Source organism: Nonomuraea sp. NPDC048892 (genome assembly GCF_040649735.1).
In the GTDB taxonomy this organism is placed as follows: domain Bacteria; phylum Actinomycetota; class Actinomycetes; order Streptosporangiales; family Streptosporangiaceae; genus Nonomuraea; species Nonomuraea maheshkhaliensis.
Genome location: NZ_JBEZFZ010000005.1, coordinates 590447 through 611925 on the forward strand (window position 1 = coordinate 590447; position 21479 = coordinate 611925).

Sequence of the window (21479 nt, forward strand, 5' to 3'; positions counted from 1 at the left end):
GGGCCGTCGCAAGGGCCGGGTGCGGCGCAGGGGCCAGGGCCGGTGCAAGGCGCCAGTCCCATGCAAGGGCCTGGTCCGATGCAGGGGCCGGGGCCGATGGGGCCGGGGATGCAGCCGCGGCAGGTGTTCGGGCAGCAGCAGGCGCACCAGCACCCGGTGCCGACCATCCCGCCCGTCCCCCCGCTCCCCGCCGCACCTCCGGCGCGCCGTCTCGGTGACATCCCGATCAGGGCCGTCTACCTGCTCGGCGCCATCCTCGCCACGGTCCTGGCCGTGCTCCTGGTGTTCGTCGTGTTCTCCGGCGACGTGCCCGCCAACCAGCAGGCGGGCGAGCAGGTGGTCTCGGTGGCGCCGGTGCCCAGCGCGTCGGTCTCGGCGACGCCGTCGGCCACCGCCAGTGCCAGCGCCAGCCCGACCGTGAGCCCGGTCGTGCTGCCGCCGGTGCCGGCCAGCAAGACGCTGGACACGCTCTCGGGGACGGCGTCCCTGGTCAGCGGCGTCATCACCGACAAGACCGTGGGCATCACCTACCCGAGGCTGGCCGCGCCGTGGAAGGCCAAGTCGTTCCCGCCGTTCTCGATCGCGCAGCGGATCGGCAAGGTGGCGGTCCCGCACACGGTGATCGCCTCGGCGATGTATCCGGGCGACTCGCCGGAGAAGAAGCCCTCGTCGAACGCCGACTACCGCAAGCTCGCCACCGAGGCGGTCCGCTGGGCGATCCGCACCCAGTACCCGAAGGGCGCGCAGCTCGACGAGTGGACCGCGTCGCAGAAGCTCCCGGTCGGCAAGGGCTGGACGCTCGGCTACAAGGTCGATTACACCTTCAACGGCAAGAAGCAGGAGGCGCAGGCCGTGGTGACGGTGATCGAGGTGGGCAAGACCAAGCCCGCCATGCTGCTGGCCTCGATCCCCGACTCGAACAAGAAGTACTGGCGCGACCTGAACACGCTCGTCCAGCAAGTTCGCCCGCTGTGACAGGCTGACACGCCAGAAGCATCCTCTAGAATATGGTTCTGGGTAGACTCCCGGACCTGGCTGGAGGATGAGCAATGGCTATCGGGTTGAGCGAGGAGCACGAGGCGCTCCGCGAGTCGGTGCGCGGCTGGGCCGAGCGGAACATCCCCGCGGAGCTGCTGCGCGCCGGGGCCGGCGGACGCCCCGCGTTCTGGCCTGGCCTGGCCGAGCAGGGGCTGCTCGGCCTGCACGTGCCCGAGGAGCACGGCGGCTCCGGCTACGGGCTGCTGGAGGCGGCCGTGGCGATCGAGGCGCTGGCCGAGCGGGTGGCGCCGGGCCCGTACGTGCCGACCGTGCTGGCCAGTGCCGTGATCAACGCCTCCAAGCGTCCCGAGCACCTGGAGTCGTTCGCCGACGGCACGCTGACCGGCGCCGTCGCGCTGAGCGGCGCGCTGCGCGGCACCCGCCGCGAGGACGGCTCCCTGGTCGTCTCCGGCACGGCGGAGCCCGTGCTGGGCGGCTCCCTGGCCGACTCGCTCGTCCTGCCCGTGGCCACGGCCGACGGCGAGGAGTGGGTGCTGATCGACGCCTCCGCCGCCACCGTTACCGAGCTGCCCTCGCTCGATCTGACCAGGCCGGTCGCCAAGGTGGAGCTGACCGACGTGGTCGTCCCCGCCGAGGGCATCCTGGGCGGCGTCGGCAGCGCCGACGTGCGCAACCTGGCCGCGATCCTGCTCGGCGCCGAGGCGGCGGGCCTGGCCTCGTGGTGCGTCGCCGCCGCCGCCGACTACGCCAAGGTACGCGTGCAGTTCGGCCGCCCGATCGGCCAGTTCCAGGGCATCAAGCACAAGCTCTCCCGCATGCTCGTCGCGCTGGAGCAGGCCCGCGCCACGGTGTGGGACGCCACCCGCGCCGCCGAGCGGCGGGCCGGGGCCGAGCGGGCCGCGGAGGGCGGCGACAGCGCGGCCGTCAGCGCGGACAAGGAGCTGGAGTTCGCCGCCGCCGTGGCCGGGGTGATGGCCCCCGACGCGGCCGTGCAGTGCGCGAAGGACGCCATCCAGACCTTCGGCGGCATCGGCTACACCTTCGAGCACGACGTCCACCTCTACTACCGCCGCGCGCTCACCCTGCGCGCGCTGCTCGGCTCGTCGGCCGAGTGGGCGTCGGCCGTGACCGCGCTGTCCCTCCAGGGCGTCTCCCGCGAGATGGAGATCGTCCTGCCCGAGGACGCCGAGGAGCTGCGCGAGTCGATCCGCGCCGAGATCGCCCGCATCGCCGAGCTGGAGGGCAAGGAGCAGAAGCGGGCCCTGGCCGACGCCGGGTTCGTCATGCCGCACCTGCCCAGGCCGTGGGGCCGCGACGCCAAGCCCCTGGAGCAGGTGCTGATCGCCCAGGAGCTCAAGGCGGCGAAGGTACGCCTGCCCGCGATGATCATCGGCGCCTGGGTGGTGCCGTCGATCGCCGCGTACGGCACGCGGGACCAGCAGGAGCGCTTCCTGCCCAGGACGCTCAGCGGTGAGATCATCTGGTGTCAGCTGTTCTCCGAGCCCGGCGCCGGCTCCGACCTGGCCTCGCTGCAGATGAAGGCGGAGCGGGTCGAGGGCGGCTGGAAGCTCAACGGCCAGAAGATCTGGACCTCCGTCGCCCACGTGGCCGAATGGGGCATCTGCATCGCCCGCAACTCCAGCGAGGGCTCCAAGCACGAGGGCATCACGTACTTCCTGGTCGACATGAAGGCCCCCGGCGTCACCGTCAGGCCGCTGACCGAGATGACCGGCGAGAACCTGTTCAACGAGGTCTTCCTCGACGACGTCTTCGTGCCGGACGACCTGGTCGTGGGCGAGGTCGGCGAGGGCTGGAAGGTCGCCCGCAACACGCTGTCCAACGAGCGCGTCTCGCTGTCGTCCGGCTCGGGCGGCACCGGCTCGTCGGTCCCCGACCTGCTCGGCCTGGTCGGCCGTCTGGGGCGGGAGCTGACGCCGGTCGAGGCGCAGCGGGTGGCCGAGGTGGTCTGCGAGGGCCACTCGATCAACGCGCTGTCGCTGCGGGTGACGCTCAAGCAGCTCGCGGGGGCGGAACCGGGCGCGGACGCCTCCGTACGCAAGCTGCTGTCCACCTCCCACGCCCAGCACGTCTCGGAGACCGCGGTGGAGCTGCTCGGCCCCGCCGCGGTGGTCGCCGCGGACATGAAGCTCGGCGACGCCGGCTACTGGAACCGGGCGGTGCTCGCGACCAGGGCGATGACCATCTACGGCGGCACCACGGAGGTGCAGCTCAACATCATCGGCGAGCGCATGCTGGGCCTGCCCAGGGACCCGGAGCCGGGCAAGTAACCGCTGCCCGCGACGGCCCCGGGCGAGCAGTGCCTTGGACCGGCCGCGGTCATCCCCCCACCGGCCGCGGGGGGATGGCCGTGGCGTCCTCGTCGGGGATCGGGGTGCCGATCCTGATCTCGCCGATACAGGCGCCGGGGCCGCCGGTCGTGCGCAGGGCCAGCTCGGCGCCCTCTCCGGCGATCCTGACGAACGTCCTGCCCAGGTCCTTGCCGGCCGCCGTCTGGGCGACGCCGAGGCCGAGGCGTACCGACAGGGTGGTCTCGGCCGCGTTCAGGTAGGAGATCTGCGCGGTGTACTCGCCCCCGGGCAGCCGCGTGGGCAGGCGGAAGCGGACCTCTTGCGCGCCGACCGGCACGCACGCCGGCTGTTGCGGGATCGTCAGGCCCTTGATGGTCACCGGTCGCAGGCGGCCGTGCGGGTCGAACGTCATCGGGCTCCGCAGGGGGCCGGAGAGGCTGTTCGTCCAGGTCACCGGCCATGGATCGGGTACGCCGAGGAGCTTGGAGTGGCGGGCGTACTCGTGGAAGAAGGCCGCGGCGGCGACGCCGGGCGGGACGTACGTGTCGAGCACGACCGTGCCCTCCGGCACCCGCGCGAGCGCCTGCTTGGCGGTCTCCACGTAAGCGCGTACGGGGGCGCCGAGCGGGCGGTCGGCGTAGGCGGCCACCGACCAGATTGAGCCCGCCGCGAACGTGGCCGCCAGCGGCACCCAGGCCCACCTGAGCCACGCCGACCTGAGCCACGTCCACCTGAGCCACCTGAGCCGACCGTGCGGGCGCAGCCACTGGTCTTCCTCGCCGGACAGCGGGATGAAGGCGAGCCCGATCACGATGGCGACGACGGTGGCGGTGGCGGCCAGGTAACGCAGCTCGTGACCGAGCACCCCTGGCCCGAGCACCTCGATCCGGCCCAGCAGCACCGGCACCACGTCGGCCGCCAGGAAGTAACCGAGCAGCACCAGCCACGCCGCCCAGGCCCGCCGCCGATGACGGACGGACACCGCCACCGCCACGGCCGCGACGGCGAGCCCGGCCCAGACCAGCGGCCTGGGGGCGGCGGCCATGGCGTAGTCGTCGCCGACCGGCTGCCACGCCCACGGTCCGCCGAGCGCCGACGGCACCAGCGCCCGCGAGCCCAGCAGCCAGGCGAACTCGCCGGCCACCTCCAGGGACGGCAGCGTCGGGGTCTGGGTCGCCTGGTTGATCTGGACGGAGCCGTACAGGCCGGTGAAGAAGATCCACGAGTACGCCGCCAGGACCGCCGCGTAGGCCGCCCAGGCCCGCCACAGCCGCCACAGGCCCCGCCACGACGGCGTCAGCCAGCCGGCCGTGACCGCCAGCGCCAGCACCGGGATGAACGCGGCCTTGACGAAGAACGCCAGGCCGAACACCGTCCACGCGCACGCCGCCACCAGGTGCCGCGCCCGCCCGTCGCGCGCGTACAGGACGTGGGACGCCAGCGCCATCGGCAGCGCCAGTTGCAGCGGCAGCGTCTCCAGCACCGCCGCCCACCACGACAGCGACGGCACCGTCATGGGCGTGAGCAGGTAGAAGCCGAGCGGCACCAGGATCGCCGGCCGCGCCCCGAACAGCACCACGAGCAGCCGCAGCAGCGCCAGGCTCGCCCCGGCCTGCAACGTCATCGTCATCGTGTGCGCCAGCACCTCGTCGTAGCCGCCGAGCCTGGCCACCGCCCACGAGATGCCGAACCCGCCGGGCAGCAGGTGGCCCACGTCGACCCACATCAGGTAGTCCCAGGTGAAGCCGCTCTCCTGGCCCCTGATGAGGTAGTGGAAGTCGTCCTGGCGGAAGTAGGTCCGCCTGACCAGCTCGAACTTCCACACGAGCTGCGCCACGACCATCGCCAGCCCGGCCGCCAGCACGGCGTCGGCTCCGCGCGGCCGGTGGGTCACCTCTGGTGCCGCCTCCGCCGTCGTCATCGCCCCGTCCTCCCCGGCGCAGCGTAGTCACGTCGAGGTCGTCGGTGGAATGGTCGTGTCCCGGTTGTGATGCCCGGTTGTGATGCCCGGTGGCGATGTCCCGGTGGCGATGTCCCGGTCGTGATGCCCCGGTTGTGATGCCCCGGTTGTGATGTCATAGCGCAATGCCGCGTACCGTCCGGGCCGGGCCCGCCTCCGCCCTCCTCGGGCTGGCCCTGGGCTGCCTGGCGCTCGGGCCCGCCCTGGGCTGGGGGTTCACGCTGCTGCAGGACATGGTGTTCGTGCCGGGGCCGGAGTTCTCTGCGTTCACCTTCGGGATGGCGGGCGGGGCGGCGCGGGTCGTGCCGAGCGACGCCGTGGTGACCGCGCTGGCGCAGGTGCTGCCGGCCGAGCTGGTGCAGAAGGCGATCCTGCTGGCCGTCTTCGTGCTGGGGTGCTCGGGGGCGGCGCTGCTGCTGCCGTCGGGGTCGCTGGGGCCGCGGCTGGTGGCGGGGGCGTTCTACGTGTGGAACCCGTACGTGGCCGAGCGGCTGCTGATCGGGCAGTGGGCGTTGCTGCTCGGGTACGCGGGGCTGCCCTGGGTGGTGCGGGCCGTGTGGTCGGGGCGGCGGGTGGCCCTGGCGATGCTGCCCGCGGCGGTGGGCGGGTTCGCGGCGATGACGGTCACGGCGATCACGTCGGTGCCGGTCGCCTTGTCGCGCTGGAAGACCGGGCCGCGTGACCAGGCCGGGCCGCGTGACCAGGCCGGGCCGCGTGATCAGGGGGAGCCCCGTGACCAGGCCGAGTCGCGGGTGAAGGGCGAGTCGCGCTGGTGGGGCGTGGTGCGGGTGGCCGGGGTGCTGGCGCTGTTCAGCCTGCCGTGGCTGGTGCCGACCGCGCTCAGGCCGCACGGCATCGAGGGCGATCCGGTGGGGATCGACGCCTTCGCCGCGCGGGCGGACACGCCCTTCGGCACTGTGGGCAGCCTGCTGTCGCTGGGCGGGATCTGGAACAGGTACGCGGTCCCGCCCGGCTACGAGAGCGTGGCGGGGGCCGTGGCCAGGCTGGTGCTGACGCTGGCCGGGGTCGTCGCCTTCCTGCGGTCGCGGGCGCCGTACCGGACGGGGCTGACTGTGGCCGCGGGGGCCGGGCTGGCGGTGGCGTGTGCGGGGGTGAGCGAGCCGGGCCGGGAGGCGTTCAAGTGGCTCGTGGAGGTGTGGGGCGGGTTCGCGGTGTTCCGCGACGCGCAGCAGTTCGTCGCGCCGCTGGCCCTGGTCGCGGCGCTCGGGCTGGGCGCGCTGGCAGAGTCGGTGACGGGGTCGGCGGCGGGGTCGGCGACGGGGGCAGTGGCGGGGCCGGCGGCCGGGCCGGTGGCGGGGCCGGCGGCCGGGCCGGTGGTGGGGCGGCGGGCGTGGACGGTCGCGTTGGTGCTGGTGCCGCTGGCCGTGCTGCCGACGATGGCGTGGGGGTCGCTGGGGCGGCTCGGCAGCGTGTCCTATCCGGCGAGCTGGACGGCCGCGCGGGAGATCATCAGGCGTGATCCCGTGCCGGGGGACGTGCTGGTGCTGCCGTTCGAGTCGTACCGGCAGTTCCCGTGGAACGGGGGCCGGGCGGTGCTGGATCCGGCCCAGCGCTTCTTCGCGGTGCCGGGCCGGCGGGTGGTCTCCAGCGACGCCGTACGGGTCGGCGGGCTGGTCGTCAGGAGCGAGGATCCCCGCGCCCGCGAGGTAGAACGCGTACTAGAAGGATCCTCGCCGGACCTGGCGGCGGCCGGATTCCGCTACGTCATTGTGGACGCGGGGACACTTGAGGAGCGGCGCCGGTTCGGTCTCTGGCTACGGAGCGCGAGGGTTCTGGTCGATACCCGTGACCTGGGGTTGTACAGATTCGAACGGGTTGGTCGCTGAGTCTTACTCCGGATCGGACCCTGATCAGGCTCTTTGTTAATATTTCCGCTAGCTACTTCCGAGTAGCAAGAATTGGTTCTAAGTTGAGGGACGCCCGCACCGCTTGCCCGCTTGAGGAGGAACCCCGGTGATCAAGATCCTCTTAGCGGCGATGATCGGCATCGCCGTCGCGGCACTCGTGGCGACGGTCACCACCGTCACCTTCACCGGCGCCACCGCAACGCCGGTCAACCAGCCGCTCTACAACTACGGCGACCGGTAACCCGAGCCGAGATGCCGCCCTCTCCGCAAGGGGACGAGCGGACGAGTCGACCACCACTGCTTGAGATCGTCATTCCCGCCTACAACGAGGAAGGGCGACTACCCGGGGGGCTCCTGCAGCTGTGCGCGAAGCTTGCCCGCATGCCGTTCCCCAGCTCCGTCATCGTCGTGGACAACGACAGCACCGACCGCACGGCCGAGATCGTCGAGACCTGGCCGAGCGGTACCGTTCCCGTCCGGCTGATCCGGTGCGCGACCCCGGGCAAGGGCGCCGCCGTACGCGCCGGGCTGCTCGGCACGAGCGCGCCCTTCGTCGGCTTCCTCGACGCCGACATGGCCACCGACCTCGGCGCCGTCGATGTGGCGCTCGGGCTGCTGCTGTCGGGTGAACGGGTCGTGATCGGATCGAGGGGACACGACGGCTCACTCGTGGAGAACCGGCACAGCAAGGTCCGCGAGCTGGGCGCCTTCGGTTTCCGCGCGCTGGCCGGCGTGCTCGTGCACGGCGTGAGCGACACCCAGTGCGGCTTCAAGTTCTTCGACGGCGTGCTCGCCCGCGACATCGCCGCCGAGCTGCGCACGCCGGGGTTCGCCTTCGACGTCGAACTGCTCGCACGCTGCCGCCGGCAGGGCGCGGCCGTGATGGAGATCCCCGTGTGCTGGCGGGACATGCCGGGCTCGCGCTTCTCCCCGGCCCGGCACACGTTCGGCATCGTGCTGGAGCTCGGCCGGATCTGGCTGCGGCTGCGCGCCCGGCCACGGCCCGCCGCGCGCCCGGCGTGGGAGCCGCCGCTCGACCCCGTCGGATATCCGTGAAGATCGCGGTCGTCAACTGGCGTGACCCCTGGCATCCGCAGGCGGGCGGTGCGGAGACGTTCGCCTGGGAGCTGGCCCGCCGCTTCGCGCGGGCCGGGCACCCGGTGTGCTTCGTCACCGCGCGGGCGCCGGGACAGAGCCGGAGCGAGAGCGTGGAAGGGGTGCGTTTCGTCCGCATGGGCGGGGTCTTCACCGTCTATCCGCTGGTGCTGGGCTGGTTGCTGCTGCGCCTGGGGCGCTTCGACGCGGTGCTCGACTGCCAGAACGGGATCCCGTTCTTCACCCCGTGGGTGGTGCGGCGGCGTACCAGGGTGCTGTGCGTCGTGCACCACGTGCACGACCGGCAGTTCGGGGTGCACATGCCGGGGTGGCTGGCGGCGGTCGGGCGCTTCCTTGAGGGGCCGGTGTCGCGGTGGAGCTACCGGCGGCACGAGAGCGTGGCCGTCTCGCCGTCCACGGTGCTGGCCATGCGCGAGCGGCTCGGGTGGACGGGTCCCGTGCACATCGTCCCGAACGGGGTCAGCGTCCCCGAGCCCGGGGAGCCCGATGCGCCCGGCGAGCCCGTGAAGAGCGGGGTTCCGAGGCTTGTCTGCCTCGGGCGGCTGGTCGCGCACAAGCGCGTTCATCTGCTGCTCGACGCGGTGCCGGAGCTGCGTAAGCGCTGGCCCGGCCTGGTCGTGGACGTCATTGGCAGGGGGCCGGAGGAGGCGGCGCTGCGGGAGCGGCTGCCCGAGGGAGTGACCCTGCACGGGTACCTGCCGGAGGAGGACAAGGCGCGCCTCGTCGCGCGGGCGTGGTTGCACGTCAGCGCTTCGCAGGGGGAGGGCTGGGGGCTGAGCGTGCTGGAGGCGGCCGCGCTCGGCGTGCCCACCGTGGCGTTCGACGTGGACGGGCTGCGGGACGCCGTACGGCACGGTGAGACGGGTTGGCTCCTGCCCGAGGGGACGGACCTGGCCAAGGGCATTGGCGCGGCACTCGACGAGCTGGACCACACTTATACCGTGAAATGTCGGGAATGGGCGGGCCGCTTCTCCTGGGACCGCAGCGCGGAACGCCTCATCGCGCTCATGCACGGCCGTGACCCCGGCCCCGCCCCCGGCCTCGAACCCGGCCTCGAACCCGGCCTCGAACCCGCTCCGGACCTCAGCCTCGCTCTGGACCTCAGGCCCGGTCCGGGCCTCGCCGCCGCCCCCGACTCCGGCCCCGGCGGGGAGGTGCGGTGAGCGAGCCGACGGCCGCGCGGCGGGTCATGAGCCTGCTCCCCACCGACAAACTCGTCGCCGGACGCCGCACGGGCGCCGGCCGGCCGGTCGGCGAGCCCGCCAGGCGCCGCCTCTGGCTGCTGCTGAGCTGCTTCGGCTTCGCCCTGATGGCCTTCACCACCAAGCCGGGCCACCTCATCTCCGATACCAAGATGGACCTGGCGCTCAACCCGGTCGGCTGGCTGGAGCGCGCCGCCCACCTGTGGGACATCCAGCACTTCGGCCAACTGCAGAACCAGGTGGCCGGCTACGTCTTCCCGATGGGCCCGTTCTTCGCCCTGGGCGACCTGGCCGGAGTCGAGCCGTGGGTGACGCAGCGGCTCTGGCTGACGCTGCTCATGTGCGTCGCCTTCCTCGGAGCGGAGCGGCTGTCGCGGCAGCTCGGCATCGGCACGCCGGGCACGCGGATCGCGGGGGCGCTGGCGTACGCGCTGGCCCCGCGCACGCTGTCCATCCTCGGCGAGATCTCCATCGAGTGGCTGCCCGCCGCGATGCTGCCGTGGATCCTCATCCCGCTGCTCACCGCGTCGGAGACGGGCCAGCGGGCGCGCGGGGCGATCAGGTCGGCGCTGGCGGTGGCGCTGTGCGGCGGCGTGAACGCGGTCGCCGTGCTGGCCGTGCTGGTCGCGCCCGTCCTGTACATCCTGACCCGGCCGCGCCCGGTGCCGCGCTGGCGGCTGCTCGCCTGGTGGTCGGGCGCGGTGGCCGTGGCCACCCTGTTCTGGTCGCTGCCCCTGCTGCTGGTGGGCCGCTACGCGTTCTCGTTCCTGCCGTACACCGAGACCTCCGAGACGACCACCGCGGTCACCTCGCTCACGAACGTGCTGCGCGGCGCCTCCGACTGGGTGCGGTACTTGCCGCTGAACGGCGTCTTCGAGCAGCCGCCCGGTTTCGCCATCGCCACCTCCGCCACGATGGTCGTGGTCACCGGCGTGCTCGCCGCGCTCGGCCTGGCCGGGCTGGCCCGCCGCGACCTGCCCGCCAAGGGGTTCGTGGTGGCGATGTTCCTGGTGGGTGTGGTCGCGCTCGTGGCGGGGCACGCGAGCGCGCTTGAGCCGGTGCTGGCCGAGCCGGTGCGCTGGCTGCTGGACGGGCCGCTCGCGCCGCTGCGCAACCTGCGCAAGTTCGACCCCCTGATCCGGCTCGCGCTCGCGTTCGGCCTGGCTCATCTGCTGGTCAGGGCCAGGATCCCGCTGCGTACGGTCGCGGTGGCGGCCGCCGCGGCGCTCGTGCTGCCCGTCTTCAACCAGGGGCTGGCCGCGCCGGGTGACTTCGAGCGGGTGCCGTCCCACTGGCAGGAGGCGGCGGACTGGCTCAACCGCAACGCCGGCGACGACGGCGTGCTGATCGTGCCGGGCGCCAAGTTCGGCGAGTACGTCTGGGGCCGCCCCATGGACGAGCCGCTGCAGGCCCTGACCACCGCGCGCTGGACCGCCAGGCAGATCACCCCGCCCGGCAGCGTGGGCCTGACCAGGCTGCTCGACGCCATCGACCAGCGCCTGGCCGCCGGGCACGGCTCGGCCGGGGTGACGACCGTGCTGCGCCGGCTGGGCGTGCGTTACCTGCTCGTCAGGAACGACCTGATCAGGCAGAACCTCCAGGGCGCCTGGCCGTCCCGCGTGCACGAAGCACTGCGCGAGACGCCGGGGCTGACGAAGGTGCGCTCGTTCGGTGAGCCGGTCGGGGACAGGGAGACCGACGACGCGGTCAACCAGCTCGACGCGCCGTTCCCCGCGCTCGACCTGTACGAGGTCGCGGGCAGCAGCGACCTGGTCTCCGTGCAGGCCGCAGCCGACGCGGTGGCCGTGCGCGGCGGGCCCGACTCGCTGCTCGCGATGGGCGACCTCGGCCTGCTCGGCGACGCGCCGGTCCTGGTGAACGGCGACGCGGGCACCCGCGAGGCGCCGACCGTGGTCAGCGACGCGCTTCGGCTGCGCGAACGTTCCTTCGGCGAGATCAGGACGAACCTGTCGCCCACGCTCACGGCGGGCAGCAAGGCGGACTTCGGCGGGGTCAGGGCCCTGGACCTGCTGGAGAAGGGCTGGCTGGACGAGACGGCCGTGGCCGAGTACCACGGCATCGCCGGCATCAGCGCCTCCTCCTCGGTCGCCGACCCGTACGCGATCGCGGGCATCAGCTCGACCGGCCGCAGCCCCTGGGCGGCCATGGACGGCAACGTCCGCACCGGCTGGGAGAGCGACGGCTCGAAGCGGCCGGTGGGCGAGTGGCTGCGGGTGGACCTGCCGGGCAGCACGCGGATCCCGTACGTGAACGTGATGTTCGCCCCAGACCTGCTGCTCGGCCAGGTCGTCACCCGGGTGGCCGTGGAGAGCGAGGCGGGCAGCCTGGTCCAGGACGTGCGGCGCACCACGGAGCCGCAGCGGCTGCGGGTGCCCGACGGGCCCACGAGCTGGCTGCGGATCAAGGTGGCAGGCACGGCGTCGAAGGAGTGGAGCTACGGGCAGCGGGTCGGCGTCGTCGAGCTGTCGATCCCCGGCGTCTCCGCTGGCCGCTCGATCCGGCTGCCCGGCCAGGGCGGCGACGCGTACGTGATGGACCGGGGGCTGGACGAGCGGCCCGCGTGCATGCGCAACGCGTACCGGTGGGTCTGCAACGAGGTGGTGCTGGCCAAGCAGGGCGAGGAGACCGGGTTCGACCGGACTTTCCGCGCGGAGTCCGCCTCGGCGGCGAACGTGCGGGGAACGGCCGTGCTGAGGGATGCGAAGCTGGTCGACCGGTTCACCCGGGTCCGTGCTGACCTGACCACCGTGACCGGCTCGTCCCAGCTGAGCGAGGACGCGGTGGTGTCGCCCAGATCCGCCTTCGACGCGGACGGGAGCACCACCTGGATCCCCGCCGCCGGCGACACCGAGCCCACGCTCACCATCGCTTGGAAGGGCAGGCGCACGATCTCCCGGATCCAGATCGGCCGTCCTGGCGGCGACAAGCAGCCCATGGACGTGATCGTGAGCGGTGACGGCGGCGCGGTGCGCGGCGGGCGGGTGGACGAGCGGAACGTGCTCACGTTCAAGCCCATAAGGACCTCGAAGATCAAGCTGCGCTTCACCCCGTTCTCGCAGCGGCTGCAGGTGACGGAGCTGGTGGTGCCCGGCGTCGATCCGGTGGGCCGGCCCGCGGACATCCCGCTCAGGCTGGACTGCGGGCTCGGGCCGAACATCGAGGTGAACGGGCGCAGCGTGGCCACCAGGGTCGTCGGCACCCACGCCGACCTGCTCGAACAGCGGCCGGTGCGGATCATCGGCTGCTCGAGGGCCGGGCTCGCCGCCGGTGACAACCGGGTGCGGGTGGCCGGCTGGGATCCGTACGCGATCGACTCGCTGGTGGTCGGCTCGCTGGCGGACGAGCCGCGCGGAGTGGAGGGCGCGGCGGTGCAGAGCACCTGGACCGCCGCGGAGCGCGAGGTCAAGGTGAGCGCGCCCAAGGACGCCTTCCTGGTCGTCAACGAGAACTACAACGCCGGCTGGCGCGCCCAGATCAGCGGCAAGACCCTCAAACCGGTGCGGATCGACGGCTGGAAGCAGGGCTGGGAGCTGCCGGCCGGCACGTCGGGGACGGCCAGGCTCGAATACCTGCCCGACCGGGCCTACCGGCTCGCGCTCCTGCTCGGCCTGGCCGGGATCGCGCTGCTCGCGCTGGCCGTGCTCGTGCTGCGAGGGCCCCGGCCCGAGCACGTACGCGAGACCGCCCCGGCGTCGGCCGCGCGGCTGGCCAGGCCGCGGGCCCCGTACGTGATCCTGCTGGCGCTGGCCTTCGGCGGCTGGGTGGCGAACTGGCCCGGCATGATCGCGGTGCTCGCGGCCGTCCTGGTGACCCTGCTGCTGCGCGCCCGCAGGCTGCCCGCCCACTGGGCGGCGGCCGGCGTCTTCGGCGCCGCCACGGTCTCGCTGGCGGCGGCGTTGGTGCTGCGCGAGTACGGGATCGACGTGGCCTATCTCATGGACGGGGTGCCGCAACTGGCGGCCTGCGCGGCCGTGGGCGTGCTGTTCGGGCAGCTCGTCACGGAGCCGGCGCGGCCGGCAGTGGAGCAGGAGCGGCCGGCGGCCGAGCAGGTGCTGACCGGTGTCGGCTGAGCTTGAGCGCGCTCACCTCGACGAGGTGATAGCTGCCGACGCTCAGCAGCATCGTGACCACGAACGACACCACCGCCACGCTGGCGAAGTCGCCCTGGAACGGCTGCGCGCCCATGATCTTGAGCTGCAGCGTGATCACGGGGGCGTGCCACAGGAAGAAGCTGTAGGAGATGCGGCCCAGGTAGGCGCAGACGGGGTTGCCGAGCACGCGGTCGCGCAGGGAACCGGGCGTGGACGCCAGCGCGAAGGGCGCCACCACGAGCACCGCCACGGCCGCCTCCAGGCTGATCCGCCAGAGCGACTGCGACAGGGTTGGCAGCGTGAGCGTGCGCGGCCCGGCCAGCCCGGTGCTGAGCAGCGCGTACAGCAGGGCGGCCAGCACGAGCAGTTGCGGCGCGAGCGAGTCGATCACCCGGCTGTGCCCGATCCACACCGACAGCACCGCCATGGCCATGCCGCAGGCGAAGAAGACCAGATGGTACGGCAGCAGCAGGGCGAGCTGCGGCTGCCCGAGCTCCCTGGCCGCGACCACGGCGGCGACCGAGATCACCGGCAGCACGGAGATGCCCGCCAGCAGCCGCACCGGCCGGTTCCCGCCGCGCGCCCACCGGTGCAGCACCCAGGCCAGCACCGGCAGCAGCACGTAGAAGGACATCTCGATGGGCAGCGTCCACATCTGGTAGAGCCCGTCGGGCACCGGGTCGCCCGGGAAGAAGTTCTGCAGCAGCAGCATCCACTTGAGCCAGCCCGTCCAGTCGAACGAGCTCCACGCCCACAGCGCCAGCCCGGTCACGAGCCAGTAGACCGGCATGACGCGCAGCACCCGGCGCCACAGGTAACGCAGCGGACCCGGGCGTGGCGTATCCTCGATCACCGCGCGCGCCCACGGGCGGTAGAGGAGCAGGCCGGACAGGAGGAAGAAGATCGGTACGGCGATGCCGAGACGGCTCATCATCCAGGGGAACATGCCCTCGCGGTACATGACCCCGGTGTTGCTCCCGACGTGCAGCAGCCAGACGCCGAGCGCGGCGAACGCGCGGATGCCGTCGAGCGCGGCGTCCCTGCTCCTCATCGCTGCTCCCACTTTCTCGCCTTCCGAGCCGAAACCACGATAGAACTTGTTTCTATCGATTTGGTTGCGGTGGTAGGGGCGCCGGTGACGGACATCACCCCCTGTCATACTTTGTTGCTCGACGATCGCACCAGACGACAACGTGTTCTACTAAGGCGGAGGCCTCGATGGGTCGTATCTCAACGCTCGTCCTCATCGGGTTCGGGGCTTTCTTCATCGCGCTGGCGCCACTGCTGAAATTCTGGGCGGCCGGCCAGATCATCTCGGCCCCGGCCGACCAGTTCGGCATCTCGCGACTGGAGGCCAAGGGCGCTCAGTACTTCTCGCTGCAGGACCTCAAGGTGCTGACCGGCGACCTCGACATCATCGTCACCACCCGCGGCGACGTGAAGGAGGCCACCAGCGACCGGGTGGTCTGGGACGAGGCCATGGTGGTCAACGACGTCACCAACAAGCGGCCGCAGATCGACATCTCCGAGCGGCGCAGCGCCTTCGACCGTTACACGGGCGCGGGCGTGAACTGCTGCGGCACCAGCGTGGAGAAGGCGCCGGTGACGATCGAGGGACAGGTCTACAAGTTCCCGTTCGACGTGGAGAAGAAGACGTACAAGGTGTTCAACGCCACGGCGGGCAAGGCGTTCGACGCCACGTTCGTGCGCGAGGACAACGTCAACGGCCTGCCCGTCTACGTCTTCGAGCAGTCCGTGCCGCCGACCAAGACCGAGACCCGCACCGCCCCCGCCAACGTGCTCGGCATGACAGGCACGACCGGTGACGTGCAGGTGGACCGCTGGTACGACGGCAAGACCACGTACTGGATCGAGCCGGTCACCGGGTCACCCGTGCGCCAGGAGGTGCAGCGGCACGAGGTGCTGAAGACGCAGGACGGCGTCGAGCGCTCGGCGGCCTTCATCGCCACCGCGAAGATGACCGACAAGACCGTGGAAGGGCTGGTCAAGGACGCGCAGGAGGGCAAGAGCACCATCAACCTGCTGCGCAACACCATCCCGCTGGTCCTGCTCGTCGTGGGCGTCTTCCTGGTCCTCGCGGGGGTCGTCGTGGGCCGCCGCCGCCCGGCCGCCGCCGAGTGACGTCCGCGCATATTCCAAGGGCCCGTGCGAACGGGCCCTTTTTCTTTTGCCGGAAAGCAAACTAGAACAAGTTATAACGCAAGGTTACCCGCGAGTACCAGACGAGAAGTTCTAGTCTAGAACGCGTTGCAGTTTGCTGGTTTCCAGACGTATGGTCGGGCCATGCGGACACGTGTCACGGACATGTTCGGAATCGCACTCCCGATCTTCGCGTTCAGCCACTGCAGGGACGTGGTCGCCGCGGTGAGCCGGGCGGGCGGCATGGGTGTGCTCGGAGCGCTCTACTTCACGCCGGAGGAGCTCGAACAGGAGCTCAAGTGGATCGACGACCACGTGGACGGCCGGCCGTACGGGGTGGACGTGGTCATGCCGGCCTCGTACGAGGGCGCCGACTTCGCCCCCGAGGAACTGGTCGGCCGGCTGCGCTCGATGATCCCCGACGGCCACCGCGCCTTCGTCGAGGACCTCCTGGCCAAGCACGGCGTCCCACCGCTGTCGGCCGACGCCGAGGCCGGCCGGGTGCTGCTCGGCTGGACGGACGCCACCGCCCGCCCCCAGGTGGAGGTGGCCCTGCGCCATCCCATCGCGCTCCTCGCCAACGCCCTCGGCCCGCCGCCCGCCGACGTGGTGGACCTCGCGCACGCCCACGGCGTCAAGGTCGCCGCGCTCGCCTCGACCCCCCGCCACGCGCTCAAGCAGGTGGAGGTGGGGGTGGACGTGGTCGTCGCCCAGGGCACGGAGGCCGGTGGCCACACCGGCGAGATCTCCACCATGGTCCTCATCCCGCAGGTCGTGGACGCCGTGGACGTGCCCGTCCTGGCGGCGGGCGGCATCGGCAACGGCCGCCAGATGGCCGCTGGGATGGCGCTCGGGGCCGACGGGGTCTGGACCGGCTCCCTGTGGCTCACGGTCGAGGAGGCCGATACCCCGGAGATGGCCAAACGCCGCATCCTGGCCGCCACCTCCCGCGACACCGTCCGCTCCCGCAGCTGGACAGGCAAGCCGGCCCGCCTGCTCAAGAACGAGTGGACGCAGGCGTGGGAGTCGGAGGATTCGCCCGGCACGCTGCCGATGCCGCTGCAGTTCATGCTGGTCTCCGACGCCCTGCGCCGCATCGGCCGCTCCGATGCCACCGAACTGGCCACCTTCCCCGCCGGCCAGATCATCGGCGTGATGAACCAGGTCCGGCCGGCCAAGGACGTGGTGTACGACCTGCTGGAGGAGTACGGCGAGACCCTGGCCCGCCTCGACCGCCTCACCAACGACTGACCCCCGACCTCAGTGGCCGCGGTAGGTGGCCGGGCGCTTTTCGCGGAAGGCTCTCGTGCCTTCCTTGGCGTCCTCCGAGCCGATCACCGGCCAGCCCAGCTCGTCCGACACCTTCAGGGCCTCCGGCTCCGGCATGCCCAGCGTGTCCCGGTACGTGCGCAGGATCGCCTGGACCGCCAGCGGGCCCGAGGACGCCACGTTCTCGGCCAGTTCGCGGGCCGCCGTGAGCGCCTGGCCGTCCGGGACCACGCGGTTGACCAGGCCCATCGACAGCGCCTCCGCCGCCGTGATCGGGCGGCCGGTGAGCAGGAGGTCCATGGCGTGGCAGTACGGGATCTGCCGGGGCAGCCGGACGGCGCTGCCGCCCATGGGGAACAGCGCGCGCTTGGCTTCGAACAGGCCCAGGGTGGCCGACTCGGCCACGATCCGCAGGTCCGTGCCCACCAGCAGCTCCGTGCCTCCGGCGACCGCGTAGCCCTCGACCGCGCAGATGATCGGCTTGGTCGGCAGGTCCTCGCGCAGCAGGCCCTTCCAGTGGAAGTTGGCGATCTGCGCGGCCCTGGCCTGCACCTCCGGGTCCGCCGACGGCTGGCCCATGGCCTTGAGGTCGGCGCCGGCGCAGAACGTGCCCTCCGCCCCGGTCAGGATCGCGACCCTGATCCCCGGCTCCTCCGACGCGTACGCCCACGCCGAGGCCAGCCCGATCAGCATGTCCGAGGAGAGGGCGTTGCGGGCCTCCGGCCGGTTCATGGTGACGGTCAGGACGTGGCCGTCACGCTCGATCCGGCAGTGGGGGGTGCTGATCGGCAGGAGCTCCACGGATGCCTCCGAAGTGACTTAATCAAGCGCTTGCTACGGACTTTGGCCCAGGATACGCTCCCACCAGCAAACGAGAACAGGTTCCTGTTTTGCTCGCGCGACGACGCGAGGGAGCGCCGTCGTCTGGAGGAGCGGCGAGAGCGGAGCGACCAGAGCGGGGGAAGACGGCGGCATCAAGGGCGACCGAGCCGGCTTCACGGAGTGAAGCCATGAGCAGAGGAGAGACAGATGGGCACGCTCGGTTTCTGGAGGCTCGCGCAGGCGGATCCCGAGTGGATCGCGGCGGTGGACCCCGACGGTACGCAGCACCGCGCGGGCGACCTCCTGGCCCGCTCCAACCGCCTCGTCCACGGGCTGCGTGAGCTAGGGCTCCAGCCCGGCGACGGCATCTGCGGCCTGGTGCCGAACGGCGCCGACGGGCTCGTCCTGTATCTCGCCGCGCTCCAGGCCGGCTGGTACTACACACCGGTCAACTGGCACCTGACCGGGCCCGAGATCGCGTACATCGTCTCCGACAGCGAGGCCAAGGCGTTCTTCGTACATCCGCGCTTCCTGGGCGAGGGCGTCAGAGGCGCCGAGGCCATCGAGCCCGAGCGCCGCTTCCTCATCGGAAACGCTTCAGACGGCTTCCGGGACGCGAGCGAGCTCACCGAGGGGAAGCCCGACACCGCCCCCGCCGACCGCACCGCCGGCGCCACCATGCACTACACCTCCGGCACCACGGGCAAGCCCAAAGGCGTCAGACGGCCACTCAGCGGCATGGACCCGGACGAGTCAGCCGAGCTCATGACGTTCCTCCTCACCCTGTTCGGCATCACCCCCGGCCGCCCGAACGCCCACCTGGTGACCTCGCCGAGCTACCACACGGCGGTGACCCAGTTCGGCGGCACGGCCCTGCACATGGGCCACACCCTCGTCTACATGGACAGATGGGACGCCGAGGAGATGCTGGCGCTGTGCGAGCGGCACCGCGTCACCAACTCGCACCTGGTCCCCACCCACTTCAAGCGGCTGCTCGCGCTGCCGGAGCAGACCAGGGCGAAGTACGACCTCTCCTCGCTTTCCTGGATGATCCACGCTGCCGCCCCCTGTCCCGTCCCGGTCAAGTGGGCGATGCTCGAATGGTGGGGCGACTGCGTGTACGAGTACTACGCGGCCACCGAGGGCGGCGGCACTCTGGCCACGCCCGAGGGCTGGAAGGCGCATCCGGGCACGGTCGGCTCGGCCTGGCCGATCAGCGAGCTGCTCATCGCGGACGACGAGGGCGAACCCGTGCCCACCGGGACGCCAGGGACGATCTACATGAAGATGATGGGCACCACGTTCGAGTACAAGGGCGACCCCGCCAAGACCGCCGCCAGCCGCCTCAAGGACTACTTCACCGTCGGCGACATCGGCTACCTGGACGAGGACGGCTTCCTCTACCTGTGCGACCGCAAGGCCGACATGATCATCTCCGGCGGGGCGAACATCTACCCGGCCGAGATCGAGAACGAGCTGATGATCCACCCCAAGGTGGCCGACGTGGCCGTGTTCGGCATCCCCGACGAGGAGTGGGGCGAGCAGATCAAGGCCGTCGTCGAGCCGGCCCAGAACGCGGAGCCGGGCCCCGAGCTGGCGGCCGAACTGCTGGCCTCCCTGGAGGGCCGCCTGGCCAGGATGAAGTGGCCCAAGAGCATCGACTTCATCGCCGAGATGCCCCGCGAACCCAACGGCAAGCTGCTGAAACGCAAACTCCGAGCCCCGTACTGGGAGGGACACGACCGTGCCATCTGATCCCCTCGTCGCTCAGCACGTCCTGGAGTTCCCCGGCGGCTACACGCGGACGACGGGGCCGGTGATCGGCCGGTTCCTGACCGAATTACGCGCTCGCCGCATCGTGGGGGTCAGGACGGCGGAGGGCCGGGTGCTCGTCCCGCCCCTGGAGTACGACCCCGAGACCGGCGAGCCGGTCACCGGCGAGTACACCGAGGTCGGCCCGGCCGGCACGGTGAAGACGTGGGCCTGGGTGGAGGAGCCGCTGGACGGCCACCCCCTCGATCGCCCCTTCGCCTGGGCGCTGATCGAGCTGGACGGCGCGGATACCGCGCTGCTGCACGCCGTGGCCGCCGACAACCCCAAGGCGATGGCGGCGGGCATGCGGGTCTGGCCGGTCTGGAGCGACCGGCCCACCGGCCACATCACCGACATCTCCCACTTCGCCCCCGAGGTCACGAAGATCGTGTCGAACGTCCGCGCCGAGTACCGCCTCCAGGCCGGCGGCGCGCTGCGGACCTTCCTGGAGGGCGTCGAGCGCGGCGTCTTCCTGGCCGGCCGGTGCGAACGGTGCGCGAAGGTGTACGTGCCTTACCGGCTCAACTGCCCCGAATGCGGTCAGAGCCTTGGGGACACATTCGAGGTGCCCGACACCGGGACGATCACCACGTTCGCCATCAACAACCTGCCCGATCCCCGGGCCCCCGAGGTGCCGTTCGTCTCGGCGTACATTCTGCTCGACACCACCGACATCCCCATGATCGCCCTCATCGGCGACGTTCCCGCACACGAGGTGCGCCAGGGCATGCGGGTCAAGGCGGTCTGGGTGCCCGAGAGCGAGCGCACGGCGTCCATGGCGAACATCCGCTGGTTCGCCCCCACCGGCGAGCCCGACGTGGAGCTGTCATGAGAGATGTGGCGATCGTCGCGTTCGCCCAGACGCGGCACACCGATCACGACACCGGCCTGACCGAGCCCGAGCTGATCGCGCCCGTGATCGCCGAGATCAAGGAGCGCACCGGACTCAAGCGGTTCGGCTTCACCTGCTCGGGCAGCTGCGACTACCTCGCAGGCGCCCCGTTCTCGTTCGTCTCGGCCCTGGACGCGCTGGCCGCCTGGCCGCCGATCTCCGAGAGCCACGTCGAGATGGACGGCGCCTGGGCCCTGTACGAGGCGTGGGTGCGGCTCCAGCACGGCGACATCGATTCGGCCCTCGTCTACGGGTTCGGCAAGTCGTCGCTCGGCGACCTGCGCACGATCATGACGTTGCAGCTGGACCCGTACTATCTGGCTCCGCTCGGCCTCGACCAGCTCTCCTACGCCGCGCTCCAGGCGAACGCCGTCGGCGCGGACCGTACGGAGCTCGACGAGATCGTCCGGCGCAGCCGGGCCGACGGCAGGGGCAACCCGTACGCGCTCGATCTGCCCGAACCCGACGGCGAGGACTTCGCCGTGCAACCGCTCAAGAAGACGGACGTGCCGCCCATCACGGACGGCGCCGCCGCGATCGTGCTGGCCACCGGCGACCTGGCCACCCGGATCTGCTCCAACCCCGCCTACATCAGGGGCATCGCCCACCGCACCGAACCCCACTACCTGGGCCTGCGCGACCTGTCGGCATCGGCATCGGCCGCCGACGCCGGGCGAGCCGCCGGAGTCGGCAAGGCCCCCGTCGAGGTGGCCGAGCTGCACGCCCAGTTCCCGCACGAGGAGGTCATCCTGCGGCGGGCGCTCGAACTCGGCGGCGGCACCCTGATCAACCCGTCGGGCGGGCCGCTGGCCGCCAACCCCGTCATGGCCACGGGGCTCATCCGCATCGGCGAGGCCGCCCGGCACATCCACGACGGCCGGGCCCGCCGCACGGTCGCCCACGCCGCGAGCGGCCCCTGCCTGCAGCAGAACCTCGTGACCGTCCTGGAGGCATGACC

15 protein-coding genes are annotated in these 21479 nt (G+C 71.8%); 12 read left to right on the forward strand and 3 right to left on the reverse strand.

All coding sequences use genetic code 11. From position 1 onward, the window contains the following. Window positions 1–108: 108 nt before the first annotated feature. Both AB0C28_RS20055 and AB0C28_RS20060 read left to right on the forward strand, forming a co-directional pair. A complete protein-coding gene (locus tag AB0C28_RS20055; protein ID WP_357846993.1) occupies window positions 109–975 on the forward strand; it encodes a hypothetical protein in 867 nt (288 codons plus the stop codon). Window positions 976–1049: 74 nt separating this feature from the next. Then, the gene (locus AB0C28_RS20060) at window positions 1050–3287 is read left to right on the forward strand and encodes an acyl-CoA dehydrogenase (protein ID WP_358076250.1); all 2238 of its coding nucleotides are present in this window, start codon (window positions 1050–1052) and stop codon (window positions 3285–3287) included. Window positions 3288–3336: 49 nt separating this feature from the next. Here AB0C28_RS20060 and AB0C28_RS20065 read toward each other — a convergent pair whose 3' ends face one another. After that, window positions 3337–5229 carry a hypothetical protein gene (locus AB0C28_RS20065; RefSeq protein WP_358076253.1) on the reverse strand — a complete coding sequence of 631 codons (1893 nt, stop codon included), beginning with the start codon at window positions 5227–5229 and terminating at the stop codon, window positions 3337–3339. Between the two features lie 164 nt (window positions 5230–5393). Between AB0C28_RS20065 and AB0C28_RS20070 the strand changes: the two genes are divergently transcribed. The 5 genes from AB0C28_RS20070 (at window position 5394) to AB0C28_RS20090 (ending at window position 13545) form a co-directional block, all read left to right on the forward strand. Further along, window positions 5394–7115: a hypothetical protein gene (locus tag AB0C28_RS20070; RefSeq protein WP_358076255.1), complete on the forward strand. Its 1722-nt coding sequence runs from the start codon at window positions 5394–5396 to the stop codon at window positions 7113–7115. 127 nt (window positions 7116–7242) lie between these two features. Further along, window positions 7243–7377 carry a hypothetical protein gene (locus tag AB0C28_RS20075; RefSeq protein WP_281262581.1) on the forward strand — a complete coding sequence of 45 codons (135 nt, stop codon included), beginning with the start codon at window positions 7243–7245 and terminating at the stop codon, window positions 7375–7377. An 11-nt stretch (window positions 7378–7388) separates the two neighbouring features. Next, the gene (locus AB0C28_RS20080) at window positions 7389–8192 is read left to right on the forward strand and encodes a glycosyltransferase (protein WP_357846984.1); all 804 of its coding nucleotides are present in this window, start codon (window positions 7389–7391) and stop codon (window positions 8190–8192) included. Beyond that, window positions 8189–9415, forward strand: coding sequence for a glycosyltransferase family 4 protein (locus AB0C28_RS20085; protein WP_358076258.1), 1227 nt, complete (start codon window positions 8189–8191; stop codon window positions 9413–9415). Before AB0C28_RS20080 ends, AB0C28_RS20085 begins: the two co-directional genes overlap by 4 nt. Continuing rightward, window positions 9412–13545 carry an alpha-(1->3)-arabinofuranosyltransferase family protein gene (locus tag AB0C28_RS20090; protein WP_358076261.1) on the forward strand — a complete coding sequence of 1378 codons (4134 nt, stop codon included), beginning with the start codon at window positions 9412–9414 and terminating at the stop codon, window positions 13543–13545. Before AB0C28_RS20085 ends, AB0C28_RS20090 begins: the two co-directional genes overlap by 4 nt. Here the strand turns inward: AB0C28_RS20090 and AB0C28_RS20095 are convergent. Beyond that, window positions 13472–14617 (reverse strand): acyltransferase, encoded by a 1146-nt coding sequence (locus AB0C28_RS20095; protein ID WP_357846978.1) that lies wholly within the window; start codon window positions 14615–14617, stop codon window positions 13472–13474. The two genes, AB0C28_RS20090 and AB0C28_RS20095, sit on opposite strands and share 74 nt — an antisense overlap. Window positions 14618–14784: 167 nt before the next feature. Here AB0C28_RS20095 and AB0C28_RS20100 point away from each other — a divergent pair, with 167 nt between their 5' ends. Together AB0C28_RS20100 and AB0C28_RS20105 are read left to right on the forward strand one after the other, a co-directional pair. Next, on the forward strand, window positions 14785–15708 hold the full coding sequence (locus AB0C28_RS20100) for a DUF3068 domain-containing protein (protein ID WP_357846976.1): 924 nt from the start codon (window positions 14785–14787) through the stop codon (window positions 15706–15708). Window positions 15709–15870: 162 nt separating this feature from the next. Then, the gene (locus AB0C28_RS20105; RefSeq protein WP_357846974.1) at window positions 15871–16977 is read left to right on the forward strand and encodes a nitronate monooxygenase family protein; all 1107 of its coding nucleotides are present in this window, start codon (window positions 15871–15873) and stop codon (window positions 16975–16977) included. Window positions 16978–16986: 9 nt separating this feature from the next. Here AB0C28_RS20105 and AB0C28_RS20110 read toward each other — a convergent pair whose 3' ends face one another. Continuing rightward, the gene (locus AB0C28_RS20110) at window positions 16987–17796 is read right to left on the reverse strand and encodes a crotonase/enoyl-CoA hydratase family protein (protein WP_357846972.1); all 810 of its coding nucleotides are present in this window, start codon (window positions 17794–17796) and stop codon (window positions 16987–16989) included. A gap of 228 nt (window positions 17797–18024) precedes the next feature. Between AB0C28_RS20110 and AB0C28_RS20115 the strand changes: the two genes are divergently transcribed. From AB0C28_RS20115 to AB0C28_RS20125, 3 genes are read left to right on the forward strand one after another with little or no spacing between them, the layout of a single operon-like run. Further along, entirely contained in the window at window positions 18025–19572 is a 1548-nt protein-coding gene (locus AB0C28_RS20115; protein WP_358076264.1) for an acyl-CoA synthetase, read from the forward strand. After that, window positions 19562–20461 (forward strand): OB-fold domain-containing protein, encoded by a 900-nt coding sequence (locus tag AB0C28_RS20120; RefSeq protein ID WP_357846968.1) that lies wholly within the window; start codon window positions 19562–19564, stop codon window positions 20459–20461. Before AB0C28_RS20115 ends, AB0C28_RS20120 begins: the two co-directional genes overlap by 11 nt. Continuing rightward, window positions 20458–21477 (forward strand): thiolase domain-containing protein, encoded by a 1020-nt coding sequence (locus AB0C28_RS20125; RefSeq protein WP_357846966.1) that lies wholly within the window; start codon window positions 20458–20460, stop codon window positions 21475–21477. Before AB0C28_RS20120 ends, AB0C28_RS20125 begins: the two co-directional genes overlap by 4 nt. The last annotated feature ends 2 nt before the right edge of the window (window positions 21478–21479 follow it).

What these genes read in the sequence shown, in the direction of transcription:
- AB0C28_RS20125 (WP_357846966.1), top strand. Translation starts at nt 20,458, where the DNA reads ATGAGAGATGTGGCGATCGTCGCGTTCGCCCAGACGCGGCACACCGAT.
- AB0C28_RS20100 (WP_357846976.1), top strand. Translation starts at nt 14,785, where the DNA reads ATGGGTCGTATCTCAACGCTCGTCCTCATCGGGTTCGGGGCTTTCTTC.
- AB0C28_RS20065 (WP_358076253.1), bottom strand. Translation starts at nt 5,229, where the DNA reads ATGACGACGGCGGAGGCGGCACCAGAGGTGACCCACCGGCCGCGCGGA.
- AB0C28_RS20095 (WP_357846978.1), bottom strand. Translation starts at nt 14,617, where the DNA reads ATGAGGAGCAGGGACGCCGCGCTCGACGGCATCCGCGCGTTCGCCGCG.
- AB0C28_RS20070 (WP_358076255.1), top strand. Translation starts at nt 5,394, where the DNA reads ATGCCGCGTACCGTCCGGGCCGGGCCCGCCTCCGCCCTCCTCGGGCTG.
- AB0C28_RS20055 (WP_357846993.1), top strand. Translation starts at nt 109, where the DNA reads ATGCAGCCGCGGCAGGTGTTCGGGCAGCAGCAGGCGCACCAGCACCCG.
- AB0C28_RS20115 (WP_358076264.1), top strand. Translation starts at nt 18,025, where the DNA reads ATGGGCACGCTCGGTTTCTGGAGGCTCGCGCAGGCGGATCCCGAGTGG.
- AB0C28_RS20080 (WP_357846984.1), top strand. Translation starts at nt 7,389, where the DNA reads ATGCCGCCCTCTCCGCAAGGGGACGAGCGGACGAGTCGACCACCACTG.
- AB0C28_RS20060 (WP_358076250.1), top strand. Translation starts at nt 1,050, where the DNA reads ATGGCTATCGGGTTGAGCGAGGAGCACGAGGCGCTCCGCGAGTCGGTG.
- AB0C28_RS20105 (WP_357846974.1), top strand. Translation starts at nt 15,871, where the DNA reads ATGCGGACACGTGTCACGGACATGTTCGGAATCGCACTCCCGATCTTC.